Annotated in this window: 12 protein-coding genes; 9 read left to right on the top strand and 3 right to left on the bottom strand. The window is 63.1% G+C overall.

Translation table 11 applies throughout. The annotated features are described in order from the left end of the window. Nucleotides 1–15: 15 nt before the first annotated feature. The 3 genes from R3F00_RS14305 to R3F00_RS14295 all read right to left on the bottom strand — a co-directional run bounded on the left by R3F00_RS14305 (nt 16) and on the right by R3F00_RS14295 (nt 5174). Nucleotides 16–1650, bottom strand: a complete 1635-nt coding sequence (locus R3F00_RS14305; protein ID WP_371282478.1) for a TldD/PmbA family protein — start codon at nt 1648–1650, stop codon at nt 16–18. A gap of 160 nt (nt 1651–1810) precedes the next feature. Beyond that, complete coding sequence (locus tag R3F00_RS14300; protein ID WP_371282477.1) at nt 1811–3445, bottom strand: TldD/PmbA family protein; 1635 nt, start codon at nt 3443–3445, stop codon at nt 1811–1813. 169 nt (nt 3446–3614) lie between these two features. Further along, nucleotides 3615–5174, bottom strand: a complete 1560-nt coding sequence (locus R3F00_RS14295; RefSeq protein ID WP_371282526.1) for a YdiU family protein — start codon at nt 5172–5174, stop codon at nt 3615–3617. A 448-nt stretch (nt 5175–5622) separates the two neighbouring features. Between R3F00_RS14295 and ykgO the strand changes: the two genes are divergently transcribed. From ykgO to R3F00_RS14250, 9 genes are all read left to right on the top strand, one after another. Then, nucleotides 5623–5748, top strand: coding sequence for a type B 50S ribosomal protein L36 (gene ykgO, locus R3F00_RS14290; protein ID WP_092410730.1), 126 nt, complete (start codon nt 5623–5625; stop codon nt 5746–5748). Between the two features lie 367 nt (nt 5749–6115). Beyond that, nucleotides 6116–6415, top strand: a complete 300-nt coding sequence (locus R3F00_RS14285; RefSeq protein ID WP_371282476.1) for a hypothetical protein — start codon at nt 6116–6118, stop codon at nt 6413–6415. A gap of 13 nt (nt 6416–6428) precedes the next feature. Further along, the gene (locus tag R3F00_RS14280; protein WP_371282475.1) at nt 6429–7508 is read left to right on the top strand and encodes an agmatine/peptidylarginine deiminase; all 1080 of its coding nucleotides are present in this window, start codon (nt 6429–6431) and stop codon (nt 7506–7508) included. Nucleotides 7509–7691: 183 nt separating this feature from the next. Then, a complete protein-coding gene (locus R3F00_RS14275) occupies nt 7692–8579 on the top strand; it encodes a carbon-nitrogen hydrolase (RefSeq protein WP_371282474.1) in 888 nt (295 codons plus the stop codon). An 11-nt stretch (nt 8580–8590) separates the two neighbouring features. Next, a complete protein-coding gene (locus R3F00_RS14270; RefSeq protein WP_371282473.1) occupies nt 8591–9829 on the top strand; it encodes a TraB/GumN family protein in 1239 nt (412 codons plus the stop codon). Nucleotides 9830–9863: 34 nt separating this feature from the next. Further along, nucleotides 9864–12548 carry a DUF349 domain-containing protein gene (locus tag R3F00_RS14265; protein WP_371282472.1) on the top strand — a complete coding sequence of 895 codons (2685 nt, stop codon included), beginning with the start codon at nt 9864–9866 and terminating at the stop codon, nt 12546–12548. Nucleotides 12549–12812: 264 nt separating this feature from the next. Then, a complete protein-coding gene (gene gltB / locus R3F00_RS14260; protein ID WP_371282525.1) occupies nt 12813–17276 on the top strand; it encodes a glutamate synthase large subunit in 4464 nt (1487 codons plus the stop codon). Then, nucleotides 17273–18682 (top strand): glutamate synthase subunit beta, encoded by a 1410-nt coding sequence (locus R3F00_RS14255; protein WP_371282471.1) that lies wholly within the window; start codon nt 17273–17275, stop codon nt 18680–18682. Before gltB ends, R3F00_RS14255 begins: the two co-directional genes overlap by 4 nt. A gap of 310 nt (nt 18683–18992) precedes the next feature. Beyond that, nucleotides 18993–19652 carry a response regulator gene (locus R3F00_RS14250; protein WP_371282470.1) on the top strand — a complete coding sequence of 220 codons (660 nt, stop codon included), beginning with the start codon at nt 18993–18995 and terminating at the stop codon, nt 19650–19652. The last annotated feature ends 4 nt before the right edge of the window (nt 19653–19656 follow it).

Below are 19656 nucleotides of genomic sequence, written 5' to 3'. Positions count from 1 at the left end.
TTGGATCTCCTGTCCTCAGCCGAGGCTGCGTGCGGTGTTGATGACGTTGATGCCGTCGAAACGTGACGTGCTCGATCCGTGCGAGACGGCCGAAATCTGGCTCGGCTGACCCTTGCCGTCGAAGAACGAACCGCCCATGCGGTAGTCGCTCTTGTCGCAGATGGCCGAGCAGGCGTTCCAGAACTCCGGCGTGCGGATCTGGTAAGCCACGTCCTCTATCATCTCGGTGATCTTGCCGTCCTTGATTTCGTAGAACATCTGGCCGCCGAACTGCGCGTTGTAGCGCTGCTGGTCGATCGAGAACGAACCATCGCCAATGATGTAGATGCCGTTTTCGACATCCTTGATCATGTCGGCCGGGCTGAGCTTTTCCTTGCCTTCGGCCAGGGACACGTTGGCCATGCGCTGGAACTGCACGCTGGACCAGGAATCGGCATAGCAGCAGCCGTGCGACTCTTCCTCGTTGATGATGTGTGCCTGGTCACGGATGGCCTGGTAGTTGACCAGGATGCCGTCCTTGACCAGATCCCAGTTGCGCGTCTTGACGCCTTCATCGTCGTAGGCGACCGCGCCCAGCGAGTACTTCTGGGTCTTGTCGGCGAACAGGGTGACCTTGTCGCTGCCGTACTTGAAGTTCTTCGACTTCCACTTGTCGAGCGTGGCGAAGCTGGTACCGGCGTAGTTGGCTTCGTAGCCGAGCACGCGATCGAGTTCCAGCGGATGGCCTACCGACTCGTGAATGGTCAGCCACAGATGGGTCGGATCGAGGACGAGATCGTACTTGCCGGGCTTGACCGAGCGCGCCTTGAGCTTCTCGCGAGCCTGCTTGGCGGCGGCGATTGCGTCCTCTTCCATGTCGTAGGAATCGGAATAGGCGACGACGCCACCTGGTAGCTGGATCTTGCCGGATGCTGCGCCATCGAGGTATTCGTAGCCCATGCCCATGGGCGCCGAGAGACCATCGCGGCTTCTGAACTTGCCGCTTTCCTTGTCGATCGCATTGACCGTGAACGGCGCCCAGATGCGATGCACGTCCTGATCGATGTAGGAGCCATCGGTCGAGGCGAAATATTTCTGCTCGTTGACCTGGAACAGGATCGAGTTGATGTAGTCGGCGCCGGCCTTCATCGCGGCTGCATTGACGCCCAGCAGGAGCTCGACCTTTTCCTTGATCGGCACTTCCATCGAATTCTTCTTGATCGGCGTCGACCAGGAGACTTCACCCACTCCCTTGGTCGGGGCAAGTTCAACCGCTGAACTGGTCAGCGAGGAATTGGCCTTGGCGATCTGCACGGCCTGGCGTGCCGCCCTGGCCACCGAATCGGGACTGAGATCGTTGGTTGCGGCGAAGCCCCAGGTGCCGTTGGCGATCACGCGCACGCCCATGCCGGTCGATTCCGTATTGACGACGTTCTGAACCTTGTCTTCGCGGGTGATGACGAACTGGCGCAGATAGCGCCCGATGCGCACGTCGCAATAGGTCGCGCCATCCGCCTTCGCCGCCGTCAGCGCCGTGTCCGACAGGCGCTTCTTCAGCCCCACATCAAGCTTGGAGACCAGCTCTTCCGCCGCGATGACCCGCCCGTAGGCTGGAAGCATCAGGGCCCCAAGTCCAAGGCTGGTCGCCTTGATGAAATCTCGTCGTTGCATCGTCTTCCTCCGCAGGAAACGGGTGTCGGGAACGCTGAAAGCGGTCAGCTGCCGGTGCAGTGCGCGGGGAAGTCCTTCCCGCACGCCCTTGTTTACCGACCAAGAATGGTCGCAGGTGAGTGGATAGTCATGTGGCGAATGGCATGGTCCTTAAGAATGCTCAGCCCAGGCTGCGCGCCGTGTTGATCACGTTGATGCCGTCGAAGCGCGTCGTGCTCGATCCATGGGATACGGCAGATACCTGCCCCGGTTGCCCCTTGCCGTCAAAGAAAGTGCCGCCGATCCGGTAGTCGCTCTGGTCGCAGATGGCGCTGCAGGCATTCCAGAATTCGGGGGTGCGGATCTGGTAGGCCACATCCTCGATCATCCCGGTCACCTTGCCGTCCTTGATCGCGTAGAAAAGCTGGCCGCCGAACTGTGCGTTGTAACGCTGCTGATCGATCGAGTACGAGCCTCGGCCAACAATATAGATACCGTTCTCGACGTCCTTGACCATCTGTTCGGGCTTCAGCGGGTCCTTGCCGGCGGACAGGGACACATTGGCCATGCGCTGGAACTGCACGCTTGACCACGAGTCGGCGTAGCAGCAACCGTGCGATTCTTCCTCGTTGATGATGTGGGCCTGATCGCGAATGGCCTGGTAGTTGACCAGGATGCCGTCCCTGACCAGATCCCAGGCGCGCGTCTTCACGCCCTCATCGTCGTAGGCCACGGCCCCGAGCGAATGCTTCTGGGTCTTGTCGGCAGTCAGCGTGACGATGTCGCTGCCGTAGTGGAAATCCTTCGAGCGCCACTTGTCGAGCGTGGCGAAACTGGTGCCCGCGTAATTGGCTTCGTAACCGAGCACACGATCCAGTTCCAGTGGATGGCCGACGGATTCATGGATCGTCAGCAGCAGATGGGTCGGATCGAGCACGAGGTCGTACTTGCCCGGCTTGACCGAGGGCGCCTTGAGTTTTTCCCTGGCCTGCTTCGCTGCAGCCACGGCATCCTCGAGCATGTCGTAGGAATCCTTGTAGACGACCACGCCGCACGGCAACTCGACCTTGTCGGCCGCCTTGCCATCGAGGTATTCGTAGCCCATGCCCATCGGCGCACCCAGTCCGTCGCGACTGCGGAACTTGCCGCTGGCCGTGTCCACGACGGTGACCGAGAACGGTGCCCAGATGCGATGGATGTCCTGGTCGATATAGGAACCGTCGGTCGAGGCGAAATACTTCTGCTCGTTGACCTGGAACAGGTTCGAGCTGACGAAACTGGCACCGGCATTGATTGCGGCTGCGTTCACTTCAAGCAGGCGCCCGACCTTTTCCCTGATTGGCACGGCCATCGGGTTCTTCACGATCGGAGTCGCCCACGACACTTCGCCGGAACCGGTAACCGGGGCCAATTGCACCGGCGTGGTCGTCAGGCGCGAATTGGCCAGGGCAATCTGCACGGCCTGGCGCGCAGCGCGGGTGACTCCGTCGACACTGAGATCACGGGTGGCGGCGAATCCCCAGGTGCCCTTGGCGATCACGCGGATGCCGACGCCGGTCGATTCGGAATTGACCACGTTCTCGATGCGGTCTTCGCGCGTGTTCAGGAACTGACGCAGGTAGCGTCCGATGCGCACGTCGCAGTAGCTGGCGCCGCCTTCCCTTGCTGCGGACATGGCAGCATCGGCCAGTGCCTTCTTTACTGCCACATCGAGCTTGCCGACGAGCTCTTCGGCGGCAATGACACGGCCCCAGGCCGGAGCCAGCAGAACGCCCAGCCCGATACCGGTGGTTTTCAGAAAGTCGCGACGTTCCATCCGGGGTTCCCTCCTGCCCTATGAGAAAACCGGCACGATGCCGGGTCCGCGGCGTCGCGGAAAGTCTGCAATCCTGACCTGTTCACCCGGATTCGTCATGTGCAAATGGGCATGTCCGCCATGGCTCCAGATCGAATGCCGCCCGGGCAGCGGTGCGCTCCGCTGATCATCACGAGCTGCAGGAAAGCATCGAGCAGCCTGCCTTGTGGCGCGCCCAGTCCGGTCGGCGGGCAGCGTAGCCTTCACTGCCCGGCTGGTCGTCATAGGGGCGCCGCATCACATCGAGCAGCCTGTGGATTTCCGACTCGTCGCCCTCGGCGGCCTTGTCGATGGCTTGCTGGGCCAGCCAGTTGCGCAGCACATACTTGGGATTGGCAGCACGCATGCGCTCGCGTCGCTGCTCGGCGGATTGGGGATCCTCGCGCAAGCGGCTGCCATAGCGATCAAGCCATTGTTGCAGCGTGACCAGGCCTTCCTCTTGCAAGCCCGCATCGTAGAACGCGTCGCGAAAAGACTCCGATGTCATTGATGTTGAAGAGTCTTCCGACAGCGTCCTGAAGAAGATCGTCATGTCGATCTCGGTCGCGGCCATCCATTCGTAGACGTCCTGCATCAGGGCCACGTCCTCGTCGCGGCATTCAATGAGACCGAGCTTGGCGGCGATATTCGCGCCTTCCGCGCGGGCGTAGGTTTCGGCGTAGCCCTTCAAACCTGCCTGCAAGGGTTCGATCGAGGCGAACGCAGGGGCCAGCGCCTGGGCGAGTGCGGCCAGATTCCAGTGGGCGACCTGGGCCTGCTGACCGAATCGATAGCGGCGGTTCTGCCGATCGGTCGTATTCGGCGTCCAGTCCGGATCGAAATTGTCGATCCAGCCATAGGGACCGTAGTCGATGGTCAAGCCCAGAATCGACATGTTGTCGGTGTTCATCACGCCATGCACAAAGCCGACCCGCATCCAGTGCGCGATCATCGTTGCCGTGCGCGCGCAGACCTCGGCAAACCAGTCGGCGCGCAGTGTCTCGCCCATGCCGTGCAGATCCGGGAAATCGCGCCGAATGGTGAAATCGATCAGGCGATCGAGCAAGTCGAGTTCGCCGCGAGAGGATGGCAGTTCGAAGGTGCCGAAGCGGATGAACGAAGGCGCGACCCGGCAGACGACAGCGCCGGGCTCGGCGGCCGGATGGCCGTCATAGAACATGTCGCGGACGACGCTCTCGCCTGTCGCGACGAGGCTGAGTGCGCGCGTGGTCGGCACTCCCAGATGATGCATGGCCTCGCTGCAGAGGAACTCGCGGATCGACGAACGCATCACGGCGCGGCCATCCGCACTGCGAGAGTACGGTGTCGGCCCGGCGCCCTTCAGTTGCAGCTCCCAGCGCTGGCCCTGGCGGTTGACAACTTCGCCCAGCGAAATGGCGCGACCGTCACCGAGCTGACCGGCCCAGTGGCCGAATTGGTGTCCTCCGTAGTTGGCCGCATACGGCCGCATGCCGTCCAAAAGCGCATTTCCGGCGAAAACATCGGCAAACTGCTTCGAATTGACGTCATCTACCGAAAAACCGAGGAAATTCGCCACTTCTTCGGAGTGCGCCACCAGCCTGGGCGCACGCACCGCAGTCGGATCGACCCACGACCAGGTTGCCTCACGTACCTCGCGCAGGGCGGAGCCGGAGACAGGGTCGCCCGGCAGATCACGGGTAAACACATTGTCGAACTCGAGACGGGTCATCGGCGGGGAGTCTGGCATGGGAACCAAGCTCGGGCCCTTTCCGGATCAAATCAAGACCGGGCCGGGTCGGCAGAATTCGCGCATGCAATGCGCCCGAACCCTCGTGAACAGGGGCTTTGCCCCTACTCCATTCGAAGGATCGTGCCCGCAGGGCGGATCGAGGAACGCAGCGCCAGGAAAGGCCAGATTTGGCCCAGACTTCGAGGACCGCTTCCCGATTGCCTGAAGTTGTTGCTCCAACCGCACCCTCGGCAACTGCTCCATGCGTCGCTCTACCTCCTGCATCCATGCAGTCGTCACCCCAACCCCTCTCCCGAGGGGAGAGGGGCTCAAGACAGCGCCCTCCTGCCGCCGCTGCACATTCGGCACCCGATAATGCTTTGCAACATTCTGAATTCACCGATATACTTGCGCGCTTTGCTCAAGCCCGTTCGCCCCGAGGTTTCCCATGAAAGTCCTTTCTTCGCTCAAGTCCGCCAAGTCCCGCCACCGCGATTGCAAGATCGTGCGCCGCCGCGGCAAGGTTTTCGTGATCTGCAAGAGCAACCCGCGTTTCAAGGCGCGTCAGCGCTAAGCGGCAGCCTGCAGATTCACCGTCGAGAGGCCGCGAAAGCGGCCTTTTGCGTTTCCGGGGTGGTGTGCAGCCGGTTCGAACAGGAACCGGATGAACAGCCATTCGGCTGAATTGAAGTGCTTCCAGCCTGCCCTGGCACGACCGCGTGACGCGAGAAGCGGCACTTCGAGCCGGCGATGATTTCTCGTGGAGCTTCTGCAATGCAGGGAGCTCAATCAACAAGCTTTCGTCATCCCGGCGCAGGCTTGGGTCCAGCTCCTGATCTGCTTCGGCCCCACAATGTGCAAGCCAGCATGGAACTGGCGCGACGCTTCTGATACAACTGCGCCATTCGTCAATTCACCCATTGAGATCAGGAGGTTCGGTGATGAACTTGAAGTTTGTTCTCGCAAATACGCTGCTGGCTTCAGGCCTGTTCGTGGCCGCTCCGATGATCCATGCGGAAACCGTGACCCTGGGCCAGACCAATGTGCGCGCCACCAACGTGCCCCAGCGCGGCCTCAACATGAGTCAGGTCGAAAAGCGCTTTGGCGCGCCGGAAGCCAAGCTTCCTCCTGCGGGTGGCGACACACCGCTGCACCCGGTGATCAACCGCTGGCAGTACAACGGCTTCACGGTCTACTTCGAAAAGAACATCGTGATCCACAGCGTCCGCGACGGCGCCTGATTCCCGACACTCCATGAACACACCCCGATTGCGCCTGCCCGCCGAATGGGAGCCGCAGGACGCGATCCTTGTCGCCTGGCCACATGCGGATACGGATTGGGCCGACCGGCTCGAGTCGGTCGAGGCAACCTATGTTGCGCTGGTTGCCGGCATCACCCGTTTTCAGCGAGCCATCGTCCTGGTGGGTGATGCGTCCGTGCGGCAGCGAGCCGAACAACTGCTGACTGCGGACGGCATCGATTTGGCACGCCTGCAGTTCGTCGAGGTGCCCTATGACGACACCTGGCTGCGAGATTCCGGTCCGATCTGCTTGAAGAACGCCGACGGCTTCACCCTGAATGACTTCCGCTTCACCGGCTGGGGCGGCAAGTTCGAGGCCAGCCTCGACGACCGGATCGTCAGCGAACTGATCCGTCGCAAGTTGTTCGTCGAATCCGCGCATCGCCCTATTGACTGGGCGCTGGAGGGTGGTGCCATCGAATCCGACGGCGCAGGCACGATCCTGACCACCTGGAAGTGCCTTGCCCTGCGCCACCCGGATCAGTCTCGCGAAGAGATCGATGCCGTGCTGCTCGACACCCTGGCCGCAGAACGCGTGCTCTGGCTCGATCACGGCTATCTTGAGGGTGATGACACCGACGCCCACATCGATACCCTCGCAAGGCTGGCGCCTGACGAGGCCATCGTGTTCCAGGCGTGTGACGACCCGGGAGACGCGCATTTCAACGAGCTGGGCAGGATGCGGGACGAACTGGCCACCCTGCGAACGGCCGAGGGCAGACCCTATACCCTGCATGCCCTGCCCTGGCCGCAGCCCATTGTCGATGGCGGTCGCCGCCTGGCCGCCTCGTATGCGAACTACCTGATCATCAATGGCGCCGTGCTCGTTCCGGCCTATGCTGACAAGGCCGATGATGAAGCCGCGCGCATCATCGGCATCGCCCATCCGGGCCGGGAAATCGTCCAGATCCCGTGCCGCCCGCTGATCTGGCAGAACGGCAGCCTGCATTGCGTGACCATGCAGTTGCCGAAGGGCGTACTTGCGATGGACGCGGGCGCTGCTCCCACTCCCCCCGGGAGAGGGTTGGGGTGAGGGTAAGCGCGGAACGGAATTTCCGGCACGCGCGCACGCTCATCCGCCCAATCGGGCACCTTCTCCCGAGGGGAGAAGGAAAAGCAACCTCCAGATCCTGCGGACTTCGCGTTTCTGCCCTTTCGTTTTCCTCGCAACAGGCAATCCGCGTTACCATTCCGCCTTTGCCCGTTTTCGAATCCAATGAGCCAGAAATCCCTCAAGGTCGGCCTGCTGCAGGAGATCGACCACGGCAGTACCGAAGCGAATCTCGACGCCATCGAAGCCGGTCTGCGCCAGGCAGCCCGGGACGGCGTTGAACTCGTGCTGCTGCAGGAACTGCACAACGGCCCATACTTCTGCCAGCACGAAAGTGTCGACGAGTTCGATCGCGCCGAATCGATCCCCGGCCCTTCGACCGAGCGCATCGGCGCCCTGGCCGAGGAGCTCAAGCTGGTCCTCGTCTGTTCGTTGTTCGAACGCCGTGCTGCCGGGCTTTATCACAACACCGCGGTGGTCTTCGATCGCTCGCGCGCGATCGCCGGCACCTACCGAAAGATGCATATTCCGGACGACCCGGCGTTCTACGAGAAGTTCTACTTCACGCCGGGCGATCTCGGCTTCGAGCCGATCCAGACTTCGGTCGGAAAGCTCGGCGTGCTGGTCTGCTGGGACCAGTGGTATCCGGAGGGCGCACGCCTGATGGCCCTGGCCGGTGCCGACTTGCTGCTCTACCCGACCGCGATCGGATGGGATCCGGACGACAGCAAGGAAGAAAAAGACCGACAGCGCGATGCCTGGATCACGATCCAGCGCGGCCACGCCGTTGCAAACGGCATTCCCCTGCTCGCGGTCAATCGCACCGGCTTCGAAGCCTCGCCCGATGGCGGCCGCGGCATCGATTTCTGGGGCTCCAGTTTTGTCGCCGGACCGCAAGGCGAGTACCTCGCCCAGGCTTCGATCAAGCAGCCCGAACTGCTGATCGCCGATATCGACCTCGCTCGCAGTGAATCCGTGCGGCGCATCTGGCCTTTCCTGCGTGACCGGCGCATCGACGCCTATTCCGACCTGCTCAAGCGATATCGCGATTGAACACTGAAACCTTGCAACACCCCCAACCCGAACATGAAGCCAGCGAGACGCTCGCGGCGCAGCCGATTGCACGCGTCCATCGCGATGGCATCGAATACGTCCTGCTCGGCACTGCGCATGTCTCGCGCGCGAGTGTCGAGGCCGTGCGCGAAATCCTCGAGCGCGAATCCTTCGATGCCGTGGCCGTGGAATTGTGCGAACCGCGCTACAAGTCGATGCGCGATCCGGAATCGTTCCGCAATCTCGATCTGTTCCAGATCATCCGCCAGGGCAAGGCCGGCCTGGTCGCCGCCAATCTCGCCCTGTCCGCATTCCAGCGTCGACTTGCCGAACAGTTCGGAATCGAACCCGGCGCGGAAATGAAGGCAGCCATCGATGGTGCGGAAGCGCGCGAACTGCCGGTTTGGCTGATCGATCGCGAGGTCGGTATCACCCTCAAGCGGGCCATCCGCAGTGTCGGCTTCGTCGACCGGCTTGGCATCATGGGTGGGCTTGCCGCGAGCCTGATCTCGCGCGAAGACGTCGAGGAAAGCGAAATCGAGAAGCTCAAGGAAGGCGACATGCTCGGCAGCATGTTCAACGAGTTCGCCAGGGAGTCGCCCCCGCTTTTCGAGGCCCTGATCTCCGAACGCGACCGCTACATGACCGCGCGATTGCGCGAAGAGTCGGAACAGGCATCGAATGCCGGCAAGCCGGTGCAGCGCGTACTTGCGGTGATCGGCGCGGGTCATCTGGCCGGCATCGAGAAAGCCATCGAGTCGCAAGTCGATGCACCGGGACCGATGCAGAAGACCCTTTCCGAGTTGCCACCCGGATCGCCATGGCCGAAGCGCATCGGATTCGCGATCTTCGCCATCATTGCAGTGGCCATCGCCAGCCTGTTCTACCGTGGCGCCGAATTCGGCACCGACGCCTTGTGGGTCTGGATTCTGTGCACCGGCATCGGTGCAGCCATCGGCACCTTCGCCGCAGGCGGACATCCGCTCAGTGCGCTGGCCGGCTTCATCGTTGCTCCGCTGAAACCGTTCCGGCCGGGTGTTCCGGTGGGTGCGGCAAGCGCGGGTGTCGAAGTCTGGATTCACCGGCCGCGAGTGGCGGATTTCGACAGTCTTCGCGACGACGTCATCCACTGGACCGGCTGGTGGAAGAACCGCATCTCGCGCACCCTGCTGGTCTTCGTGTTTACCAATCTCGGCATGATGTTCGGCACCTGGATAGCCGGTTTCCGCATCATCAAATCCCTGCTCTGAGCCTCGCGCTCGACAACTTCCTGCGAATCCACCCATGAGTCTTGCCCGTTTTTTCTCCAAGCCGCGCTGGCAGTCCAAGGACGAGTCCGTGCGCCGCGCCGCAGTCGCCACCGACAAGAGCCCCGAGCTGATCGAATCCCTGCCAAGGCTGGTCCGTGAGGACACCGATGCCGGCGTTCGCATCGCCGCACTGAAACGACTTGCCGATCCCGCCCTGGCCCAGAGCATGGCCACCGATGACCGCGACGAAGGCGTACGCAAGATCGCGCGGAACCTGTTCGTGGAACTGTTGGCGGGAACGCATCCCTCCGCGCCCGCCCTGACCGATCGCCTGCGCCTGCTGCGTGCCCAGGATGACCCACGTCTTATCGAGCAGATCGCCACCAGCGCACCGGAGGCGGAACTGCGCATGGCTGCGTTGCAGCGCATCGACAAACCGGCCTTCATGCTGGATCGCGCGACCGCTGATTCGGATCCAGATATCCGACAGGCCGCACTCGAACGCATCACCGAGGAATCCCAGCTCGCCCGCATCATCGAACGCACACGCAAGACCGACAAGTCCATCAGTCGCCGTGCCGCCGAACGCCTGGAGAATCTTCTGGTCGATCGTGGCGACGCAGTCGCAATCGAAACACGGGCACGTCAACTTTGCGAACAGATGGAGCGCCTCCTGCGCGAAGGCGAAGGCGGCGATGGTGCAAGCCGGATTGCCGAAGCCTGGCAAAGCGTTGCCGGCAAGGCCGATCAGACACTTGTCACGCGCTACGAGAATGCGCTCGAGCTGTATGCGCTGAGCCGCGACCCGGACCAGGTGGCAAGGCTTCGCCAGCGCGCGCTCGACCGTCAGCACATCGAGCAAGAGCTCGAAGCCATCGCGCAGGTGCTGGCCGGCGGCTCTGCCAGAAGCCGCTGCGAGGAGTTGCTGCAGCGCTTCGAGGCGCTGACCGGCTTGCACGCCGCCTACGCACGCGACGGCGATGAAGCCAGTGCCGTGGTGTCGGTGCGCTTCACGCGTCTTGGCGCACAGCTGGCTGCGCTGCAATCGATGCCGGAAACCAGCGACTCCGAAGCAAGAGCCATCGCCGTGGCGGAAGCCAGGGCCGACCAGGATGCCGCGATTGCGGCACGTAACGAATTGCAGGCGGAGGCACGTGCCGAACAGGCCCTGAAACAGAAGCGGGCCGTGGAAGCCTTGCAGGCTGCGATCGCGACCACGTCCGAAGCGATTCGGGCTGGAAAGACCGCCGAAGCGCACAAGGGTCACGCTGCGGTGAACCGGCTCCGGCGCCAGATGAAAACCATACCTGCAGCCATGCGCGACCAACTGGCTGACATCGAAAGCGAATACGCGAAGATAGCCGAGTGGCAACGCTGGAGCGACAACGAGCGTCGTCAGCAACTGTGCGAAGAACTGGAAGTCTTGCCGGAAACAGGACTGCATCCGGACGCGATCGCAACGCGCGTTCGCGAGATCCAGACGGAATGGGCGCATCTGGACCAGATCGAAGCACGCCCGGCGCGCTCCGCCGACGGCATGACCCGGCGTTTTCGCGCGCTCTGTCACAAGGCCATTGAACCGGCCAAGCCCTATTTCGAGAAGCGCGACGAGTTGCGCAAGCAGGGCACCGGGGAAACCGAGGCACTGGTTGCCGAAGCCAGGGCAGCCGCCAGTGCGGAAGAAGCGGACTGGCGCGGCTTGGCCAATCTGCGCAAGCAGGCCACCGACGCCCTGCGCCGGCTCGACCGGGTCAACCCGCGCGAGCGCAAGCACCTCGCCGCCGAACTCAAGGCGGCCCTGAGCGCCATCGATGAGCGCATTAGTGCGCAGTACGCACTGATCGAAACAGCCAAGCAGGATCTGATCGCGCGCGCGCTGGCCCTTTCCGAACAAGCCGACTTGCGCACGGCGATGTCGCAGGCACGCGATCTGCAGAAACTCTGGCAGAAATCGGGCAACGGCAAGCGATCACGCGACCAGGCGCAGTGGAAGCAGTTCCGTGCGGCGCTGGATGCCGTGTTTGCACGCGCCGACACCGAGCGCGACGCACGTGCCGCGCAGGAACAGCAGACGCTCGATTCGGCGGCCAATCTGTGTGCCGAGATGGAAGCCCTGGCCCATGCCAGCGCCATGCCGGAGCGCAGCAGCGTGCAGCGCGTCGAAAACGAGTGGCGTGCGCTCGGCATCCGGGATGGCGCACTGCGCCAGCGTTTCGAATCGGCCCGAAGCGCACTGTCCGCGCTCCAGGCGCGGCATGACCGTGAGCAGCGACGTGCCGAGTTCGATATCTGGCTGGCTCATTATTCCCTGGCTCGAAGACTCGAACGTGGCGAAATCGACGCGTCGGCGTTCAACGCCTCCCGCTCCGGGCTGGCCCCGCTGAGCCTGGCTGCCGAGGAAATCGAGGCTCGCATCCAGCCCTTGCTCGACGGCAATCCCGTTGCGACCGGTGAGCGAGATGCGCTGCGCGATTGCGTACTCGAGATCGAGCAACTGGCCGGCATGGAAGCGCCTGCCGAAGACCGTCAGCGCCGCATGGACATGCAGGTCGAAAAGCTTGCTGCCCGCATGCGTGGCGTGCAGGCCCCGGCACCCGGCAATGCCCTGCGCGAGTTGATTGCGACCTGGTCGCAACTGGGAACCGTTGACGATCGCGACGCGGCACTCGAATCGCGCTTCGAGCGTGCCCTGCAAGCGACACTGGAAACACTGGCCTGAGGCCACGCTGACTGCGTCGTCATTCCAGCCCCCGCCGGGATGACGAGCAGAAACATTCCGGCGCTCCGCCTGTCCCGAAACAGGATTCAATGGTTTCCGTTGGAACCATTTGGACGTCCAAACAGTTTGACGCATAGCAGCATTTGTGATTGATTGGGATCACGCCGACACCCGGTCGGCGACGCTGCGTCATGGAACCACGACAGCCCTCCCGAGCACATCCGCCATGGATAGGTGCGCTCATCCACCGCGCAGGACGCCTTGATGACACCGCTGCAGACGACCGGACTCTACGATCCCGCTTTCGAACACGACAGCTGCGGCTTCGGGCTGATCGCGAGCATCGACGGCAAGGCCAGCACGTGGCTGGTCGACCAGGCGTTCTCCGCCCTGGCGAAGATGTCGCATCGTGGCGGCGTCAATGCAGACGGCATCACCGGCGACGGCTGCGGCGTGCTGATCTATCGGGCCGATACCTGGTTGCGCACGCTGGCCGAGGAAGCGTCGATAGCGCTGGCGTCGAGTTTTGCAGCGGGCCTGGTCTTTCTCGATCACGATGCGAGTGCAGCGGCGAGCGCCCAGTCGCAACTCGAAGCGAGCTTGCGTGAGGAAGGACTGGAGCCAGCCGGCTGGCGTGACGTGCCGGTGTCCGATTCGCCCTGTGGTCCGCTGGGATTGTCCAGTCGGCCGCTGATCCGTCAGATCTTCGTCAATGCGCCGAGCGAGCTGGAAGAAGCCGTGTTCGATCGCGCCCTGTTTCGTGCGCGCCGTCGCGCCGAACTCGCGCTGGCCGAAGATGCCGCCTTCTATGTGGTCAGCCTCTCGGCTGCGACAATAGGCTACAAGGCGATGGCGGCACCCGGACAGTTGCGCGCTGTGTTCCCGGACCTTCAGCGTACGGAGTTGCTGAGCAGCGCAGTGACCTTCCATCAGCGCTTCTCCACCAACACCCTTCCCAACTGGCGTCTGGCCCAGCCATTCCGGATGCTTGCCCATAATGGCGAGATCAACACGATACGGGCCAATCGCAACTGGGCCCTGGCCCGCCAGCCCAAGCTGCATTCGCCGCTGCTCGACCTCTCGGACATCGGCGATCACGTCAGTCGTACGGGCTCGGATTCACAGAGCCTGGACAACATGTTCGAGTTGCTGGTCGAGGGCGGCATCGATCTGCTGGCAACTTCGCGCATCCTGGTGCCGCCGGCCTGGAGTGCCGATGAAAACCTCGACCAGGATCTCGAGGCTTTCTACCAGTATTACGGCCTGCACACCGAACCCTGGGATGGCCCGGCCGGCCTGGTCATGTGCGATGCGCGACACGCGGTCTGCGCGCTGGACCGCAATGGCCTGCGACCGGCCCGATGGGCGCGCAGCGATGACGGTCACCTGATTGTCGCGTCCGAAGCCGGTCTCTGGGACGTGCCGGAACAGCACATCCTGGCCAAGGGTCGCCTCGGTCCAGGCCAGATCCTTGCCGTTGACCTGGTCGAACACACTCTGCTCGATAGCGCGGCCGTCGATCGCATCAATGCGCAGCGCGCGCCGTTCCGCCAATGGCTGCGCGAGGGCGTGGTCTACCTTGAATCGCATCTGATCGACCCGGCCCTGGCCGCCGAGCCGATGCCAGCGGACATGCTCGCCCGATTCCAGAAGCAGTTCGCCCTGACCTGCGAGGAACGCGACATCGTCCTGAAGACGCTGGCCGAAACGGGTGCCGAAGCAACCGGATCGATGGGCGACGACACGCCGATCGCGGTGATGTCGCAACAGTCGCGTTCGCTCTACGACTACTTCCGCCAGGGCTTCGCGCAGGTCACCAACCCGCCGATCGATCCGTTGCGCGAACGCCTGGTCATGTCACTGGTGTCGCAGATCGGACTCGAAGGCAATCTGTTCGATCTTTCGGTCGACAGCGCCCGCCAGGTACTGCTGAGTTCGCCCGTGTTGTCGCAGCGAAAATTGCGCCAGTTGCTGGCCTTGCCGCACCTGGTCGATCGTCAGGTACGCATCGACCTGTACTACGACGAAGCCATCGGCCTGAGGAAGGCGCTGGAAAACGTCTGCGCGCAAGCCGAGGAAGCGGTCGCCAAGGGCGCGGCCATGGTCCTGTTGTCTGATCGCTATCCGCAGCCCGGATTGACCCAGATCCACGCGCTGCTCGCGACCGGCGCCATCCACGCACACCTGACCCGCAAGCAGCTGCGCTGCGACTGCAACCTGATCGTTGAAACGGGCACCGCACGAGACTCGCATCACTTCGCCTGCCTGATCGGATTCGGCGCCACCGCCGTCTACCCGTTCCTGTCCTATCAAACCCTGTTCGACATGAACCAGCGCGGCGAGATCAAGGGGGGCGAGAACGAGACCGTGCATGAAATCGGGCGCACCTATCGGCACGGCATCCGCAAGGGTCTGCTCAAGATCCTTTCGAAGATGGGCATCTCGACCATCGCCGGCTACCGCGGTGCGCAACTGTTCGAGATCATCGGCCTGGACAGCGAGGTCGTCGACATGTGTTTCCCGGGCACGCCTTCGCGGATCAGCGGTGCCGGCTTTGTCGACATCGAAAACGAGTACCGCGCCCAACTCGCGCGTTCACGCAATCCGAACTACACGCTGCCCGCCGGCGGCCTGCTCAAGGCGATCCCGGATGGCGAGTACCACATGTACAACCCTCCCGTCGTCGGGCATCTGCAAACTGCCGTACGCAGCGGCGAGATGCGCCATTATCGGAAATACGCGGACGCCGTGAATTCGCGACCGCCTTCGACCCTGCGCGACCTGTTGCAAGTGAGGGACGACTGCACCCCGATTTCGATCGATCAGGTCGAGCCGCGCGAGCGTGTGCTCAAGCGTTTCGACTCGGCAGGCATGTCGCTCGGCGCCCTGTCACCCGAAGCGCACGAAGCGCTCGCGATCGGCATGAACCGTCTCGGTGCGCGCTCCAATTCCGGCGAAGGCGGAGAAGACCCGGCCCGCTATGGCACCGAGCGCAGCTCGAAGATCAAGCAGGTGGCGTCCGGACGATTCGGGGTCACCGCCGCCTTCCTGGCCAGCGCGGAGGTCCTGCAGATCAAGATTGCCCAGGGTGCAAAACCGGGCGAAGGTGGCCAGCTGCCGGGGGACAAGGTGAATCCGTTGATCGCGCGGCTTCGCTATGCCAAACCCGGCATCGGGCTGATCTCGCCGCCGCCGCATCACGACATCTATTCGATCGAGGACCTGACCGAATTGATCCACGACCTGCGCGAAGTCAATCCGACCGCCCTGGTATCGGTGAAACTGGTTTCGCATGCGGGCGTCGGCACGATCGCGGCGGGTGTGGTCAAGGCGGGTGCCGATCTGGTCACGATCTCGGGCCATGACGGCGGCACCGGCGCGAGTCCGATCACATCGATCCGCTACGCAGGTACACCGTGGGAGCTTGGTCTGGCGGAGACCCACCAGACCCTGGTCATGAATGGCCTGCGCGATCGGGTCATCGTGCAGACCGACGGCGGCCTGAAGACGGGACTCGACGTGATCAAGGCCGCCATCCTCGGCGCGGACTCGTTCGGTTTCGGCACCGGTCCGATGGTCGCACTCGGCTGCAAGTACCTGCGCATCTGCCATCTCAATTCCTGTGCAACCGGCGTGGCAACGCAGAACGACATTCTGCGCCGCCAGCATTTTGTCGGCGCGCCTGAAATGGTCCAGCATTTTTTCCAGTTCATCGCCGACGATGTGCGCGGCCTGCTGGCCGGCCTGGGCCTGCATTCGTTGCAGGAACTGGTCGGACGCACCGACCTCTTGCGCATCCTGCCCGGCATCACGGCGAAACAGGGCAAGCTCGATCTGTCGCGATTGCTTCGCAGCCCGGAAGCGAATGCCTCGGTTCGCGATTACTGCGTGGCCGGACCGCTCGCTCCTGGGCCGACCGATCTCGCTCTGGCCACGGTCCGCGACACGCGTGCCGCAGTCGCCAACAAGCAGGGCGGCCAATTCCGCCATGCGATCAGCAATGTGGATCGTGCGATCGGCGGCCGCCTGTCGGGCGAGATCGCGCGCACCTGGGGTGATCAGGGCATGGTCGATGCACCGATCACCCTGACTTTTGACGGCGCGGCCGGACAAAGCTTCGGAGCCTGGAATGTCGGTGGGCTCAACCTGGTGCTGAATGGCGAAGCCAACGACGGCGTCGGCAAGGGCATGGCCGGAGGACGCATCGTCGTACGGCCCGTCGAGGGCGTGCAGTTCGCGACCCAGGAGGCCAGCATTATCGGCAATACCTGCCTGTATGGCGCTACCGGTGGAGAGCTTTTCGCCGCGGGTCGCGCCGGCGAGCGCTTTGCCGTGCGCAATTCCGGCGCGGTCGCCGTTGTCGAAGGCGTGGGCGACCACGGTTGCGAATACATGACCGGTGGAACCGTCGTGGTGCTCGGTCGCAGCGGCCTCAATTTCGGCGCCGGCATGACCGGCGGTTTCGCCTACGTGCTCGATCTCGAGCGCAACTTCTTCGACCGCTACAACCACGAACTGGTCGACATCAACCGCATTTCGCTCGAGGGCATGGAGAACCACCTGCAGCATCTGCGCGCCCTCATGCAGGCGCATATCGATGCAACCGGAAGTGCCTGGGCGCAGCAGTTGTTCAGCGATTTCCGCGATGTGCTGCACAAGGTCTGGCTGGTCAAGCCGAAGGCCGCCAGCCTTGCCGCGCTCAACAGCGAACTGAGGGAAGCGGCATGAGCGAACGCCCGTTTCCGTTCCTCAAGTTCGCCCGCGCCCTGCCGGCTGAAGTGTCGATTCCGATCCGGGTCGCCGACTTCAAGGAGATCAACAGGGATTTCGTCGATGGCGAAGCCGCCGACCAGGCCTCGCGTTGCATCGATTGCGGCAATCCCTACTGCTCATGGGGATGCCCGCTGGGCAACCGGATTCCGCAGTGGCTCAAGCTGGTCAAGGACGGGCGCATCGAGGATGCTGCGACGCTCATGCACGAGACCAATCCCCTGCCCGAGATCTGCGGACGCGTGTGTCCACAGGATCGGCTCTGCGAAGGCATCTGCACGCTGGATGAGGGCTTTGGTGCCGTCACCATCGGCGCCATCGAGCGCTCGGTGACCGATGAGGCCATCAAGCGCGGCTGGCGACCACCCGAGGCGACTTCAAGGACCGACAAGCGCGTTGCCATCATTGGCGCTGGTCCGGCTGGCTTGTCGGCTGCCGATCGTCTGGTGCGCGCGGGTGTCAGTGCCGACGTCTATGATCGTCACGAGGAAATCGGCGGACTGCTGACATTCGGCATCCCCGCATTCAAGCTCGAGAAGGACATCGTGCGCACCCGACGCCGCGTACTCGAAGAACAGGGCGTGCGCTTCCATCTGGGCGTCGAGATCGGGCGCGACATTGCCTTCGGGAAACTCGTCGACGACTACGACGCCGTGTTCATGGCCACCGGCGCCTATGCAGCGGTCGATGCGCGCTTGCCCGGGCAGGACATGCCAGGAGTCATTGTGGCCCTGCCCTTCCTGATCGCAAACGCGCGTCATCAACTCGGCACCGCGACTGATGCCGATGTGTTGCCCGATCTCAGGGGCAAGCGTGTTGTCGTCCTCGGTGGTGGCGACACCGCCATGGATTGCGTGCGCACATCGGTCCGTCTCGGCGCCGAACGGGTCACCTGCATCTATCGGCGCGATGAAGCGAACATGCCGGGCTCGCGCAAGGAAGTGAGGAATGCACGCGAGGAAGGCGTCATCTTCCGCTTTCTTGCGCAACCGCTGGCCATCGTCGGCAATGGCGTCGTCGATGGTGTCGAAATCGCCGAAACGCGGCTGGTCGAGGACGGCGATGAGCGTGCCCGATGTGAAGTCATCAAGAACAGCAGCCAGACCATTCCAGCAGACGTCGTCATCCTGTCTTTCGGATTTCTGGCCAGTCCGCCCGAGTGGTGCGCACGGTTTGGCATCGAAACCGACGACAACGGACGCCTGAAGGCAGGCGGCGGATCGCGTCTGCCCCTGCAAACCAGCCACGCGAAGGTCTTCGCCGGCGGTGACAATGTGCGCGGGGCGGATCTGGTCGTTCGGGCCGTGCTCGATGGGCGCGAAGCGGCACGCTCGATCCTGAGCCAACTGAATGTCGTTGCCTGACGCACAGACAATAGGATTGAACGCAGGCTTGCCTGACAATATCAGTCTGGTGTGAAACGAGGGGCGATATGAACGAGGGACGCTACAAGGCAATGCTGGACACGCTGTCATTCCAACGCAGGCCGAACGCTTTTCGGCGGTGGAGTGACGGCTCGTCCGGTTCTTGTACTGATCTTCGCAAATCAGGTGAAGAACTGGATGGCAATCCGTTCCAGCATGCCCTTCGGGCCACCGGCTTCCTGCCAGCACAGGCCAGTCCTTGCCGGGATGACGATGCCGGGCCTGGTCCGCGCTGCCTTTTTCCCTGCGCATGAACCGGATCCTGATCGCCGACGACCATCCGCTGTTTCGCCTGGCCCTGGTCCAGGCGGTCGGAAACCTGGGCGCGGACGTTGAAGTGCTCGAGGCGGACAGTCTCGATTCGGCACGTGTCGTGCTCGGCGATCGGTCGGACATCGACATCGTTCTGCTCGATTTGCACATGCCGGGCAGCCACGGCCTGATGGGACTGGTCGCGCTTCGCACCGAGTTTCCCTCGGTCGCGGTTGTCATGATTTCCGCAAATGACGACCCGCTGGTCATGCGGCGCGCGCTGACCTATGGTGCAGCCGGCTTCATTCCCAAACGCAGCAGCATTGCCGATATCCAGACCATGTTGCGCACTGTTATCGCCTGCGAGGAACCGCTGCCCCTGTCGCGTCATGCCAGCGAAGACACCGAGGCCGAACAGGACCGAAACCTTGCCAAGCGCCTGGCCTCGCTGAGCCCGCAGCAGCTCAAGGTATTGATCCTCGTTGCCGAAGGGCTGCTCAACAAGCAGATTGCGGACCGCCTGGATATCCAGGAACGCACGGTGAAGGCGCACATGAGCGCCGTGTTCGAGCGTCTCGACGTGCGCAACAGGACGCAGGCCAGCGTGCTGCTGCGTTCACTGGAAATTGCCGATCCGTCCCGCTCCATGGATGGTTGATCGA

The sequence above is a fragment of the Dokdonella sp. genome, from assembly GCF_041395345.1.
Taxonomy (GTDB): domain Bacteria; phylum Pseudomonadota; class Gammaproteobacteria; order Xanthomonadales; family Rhodanobacteraceae; genus Dokdonella.
The sequence above is the reverse complement of the archived record's forward strand: the minus strand, read 5'-3'. Positions and strand labels throughout refer to the sequence as shown.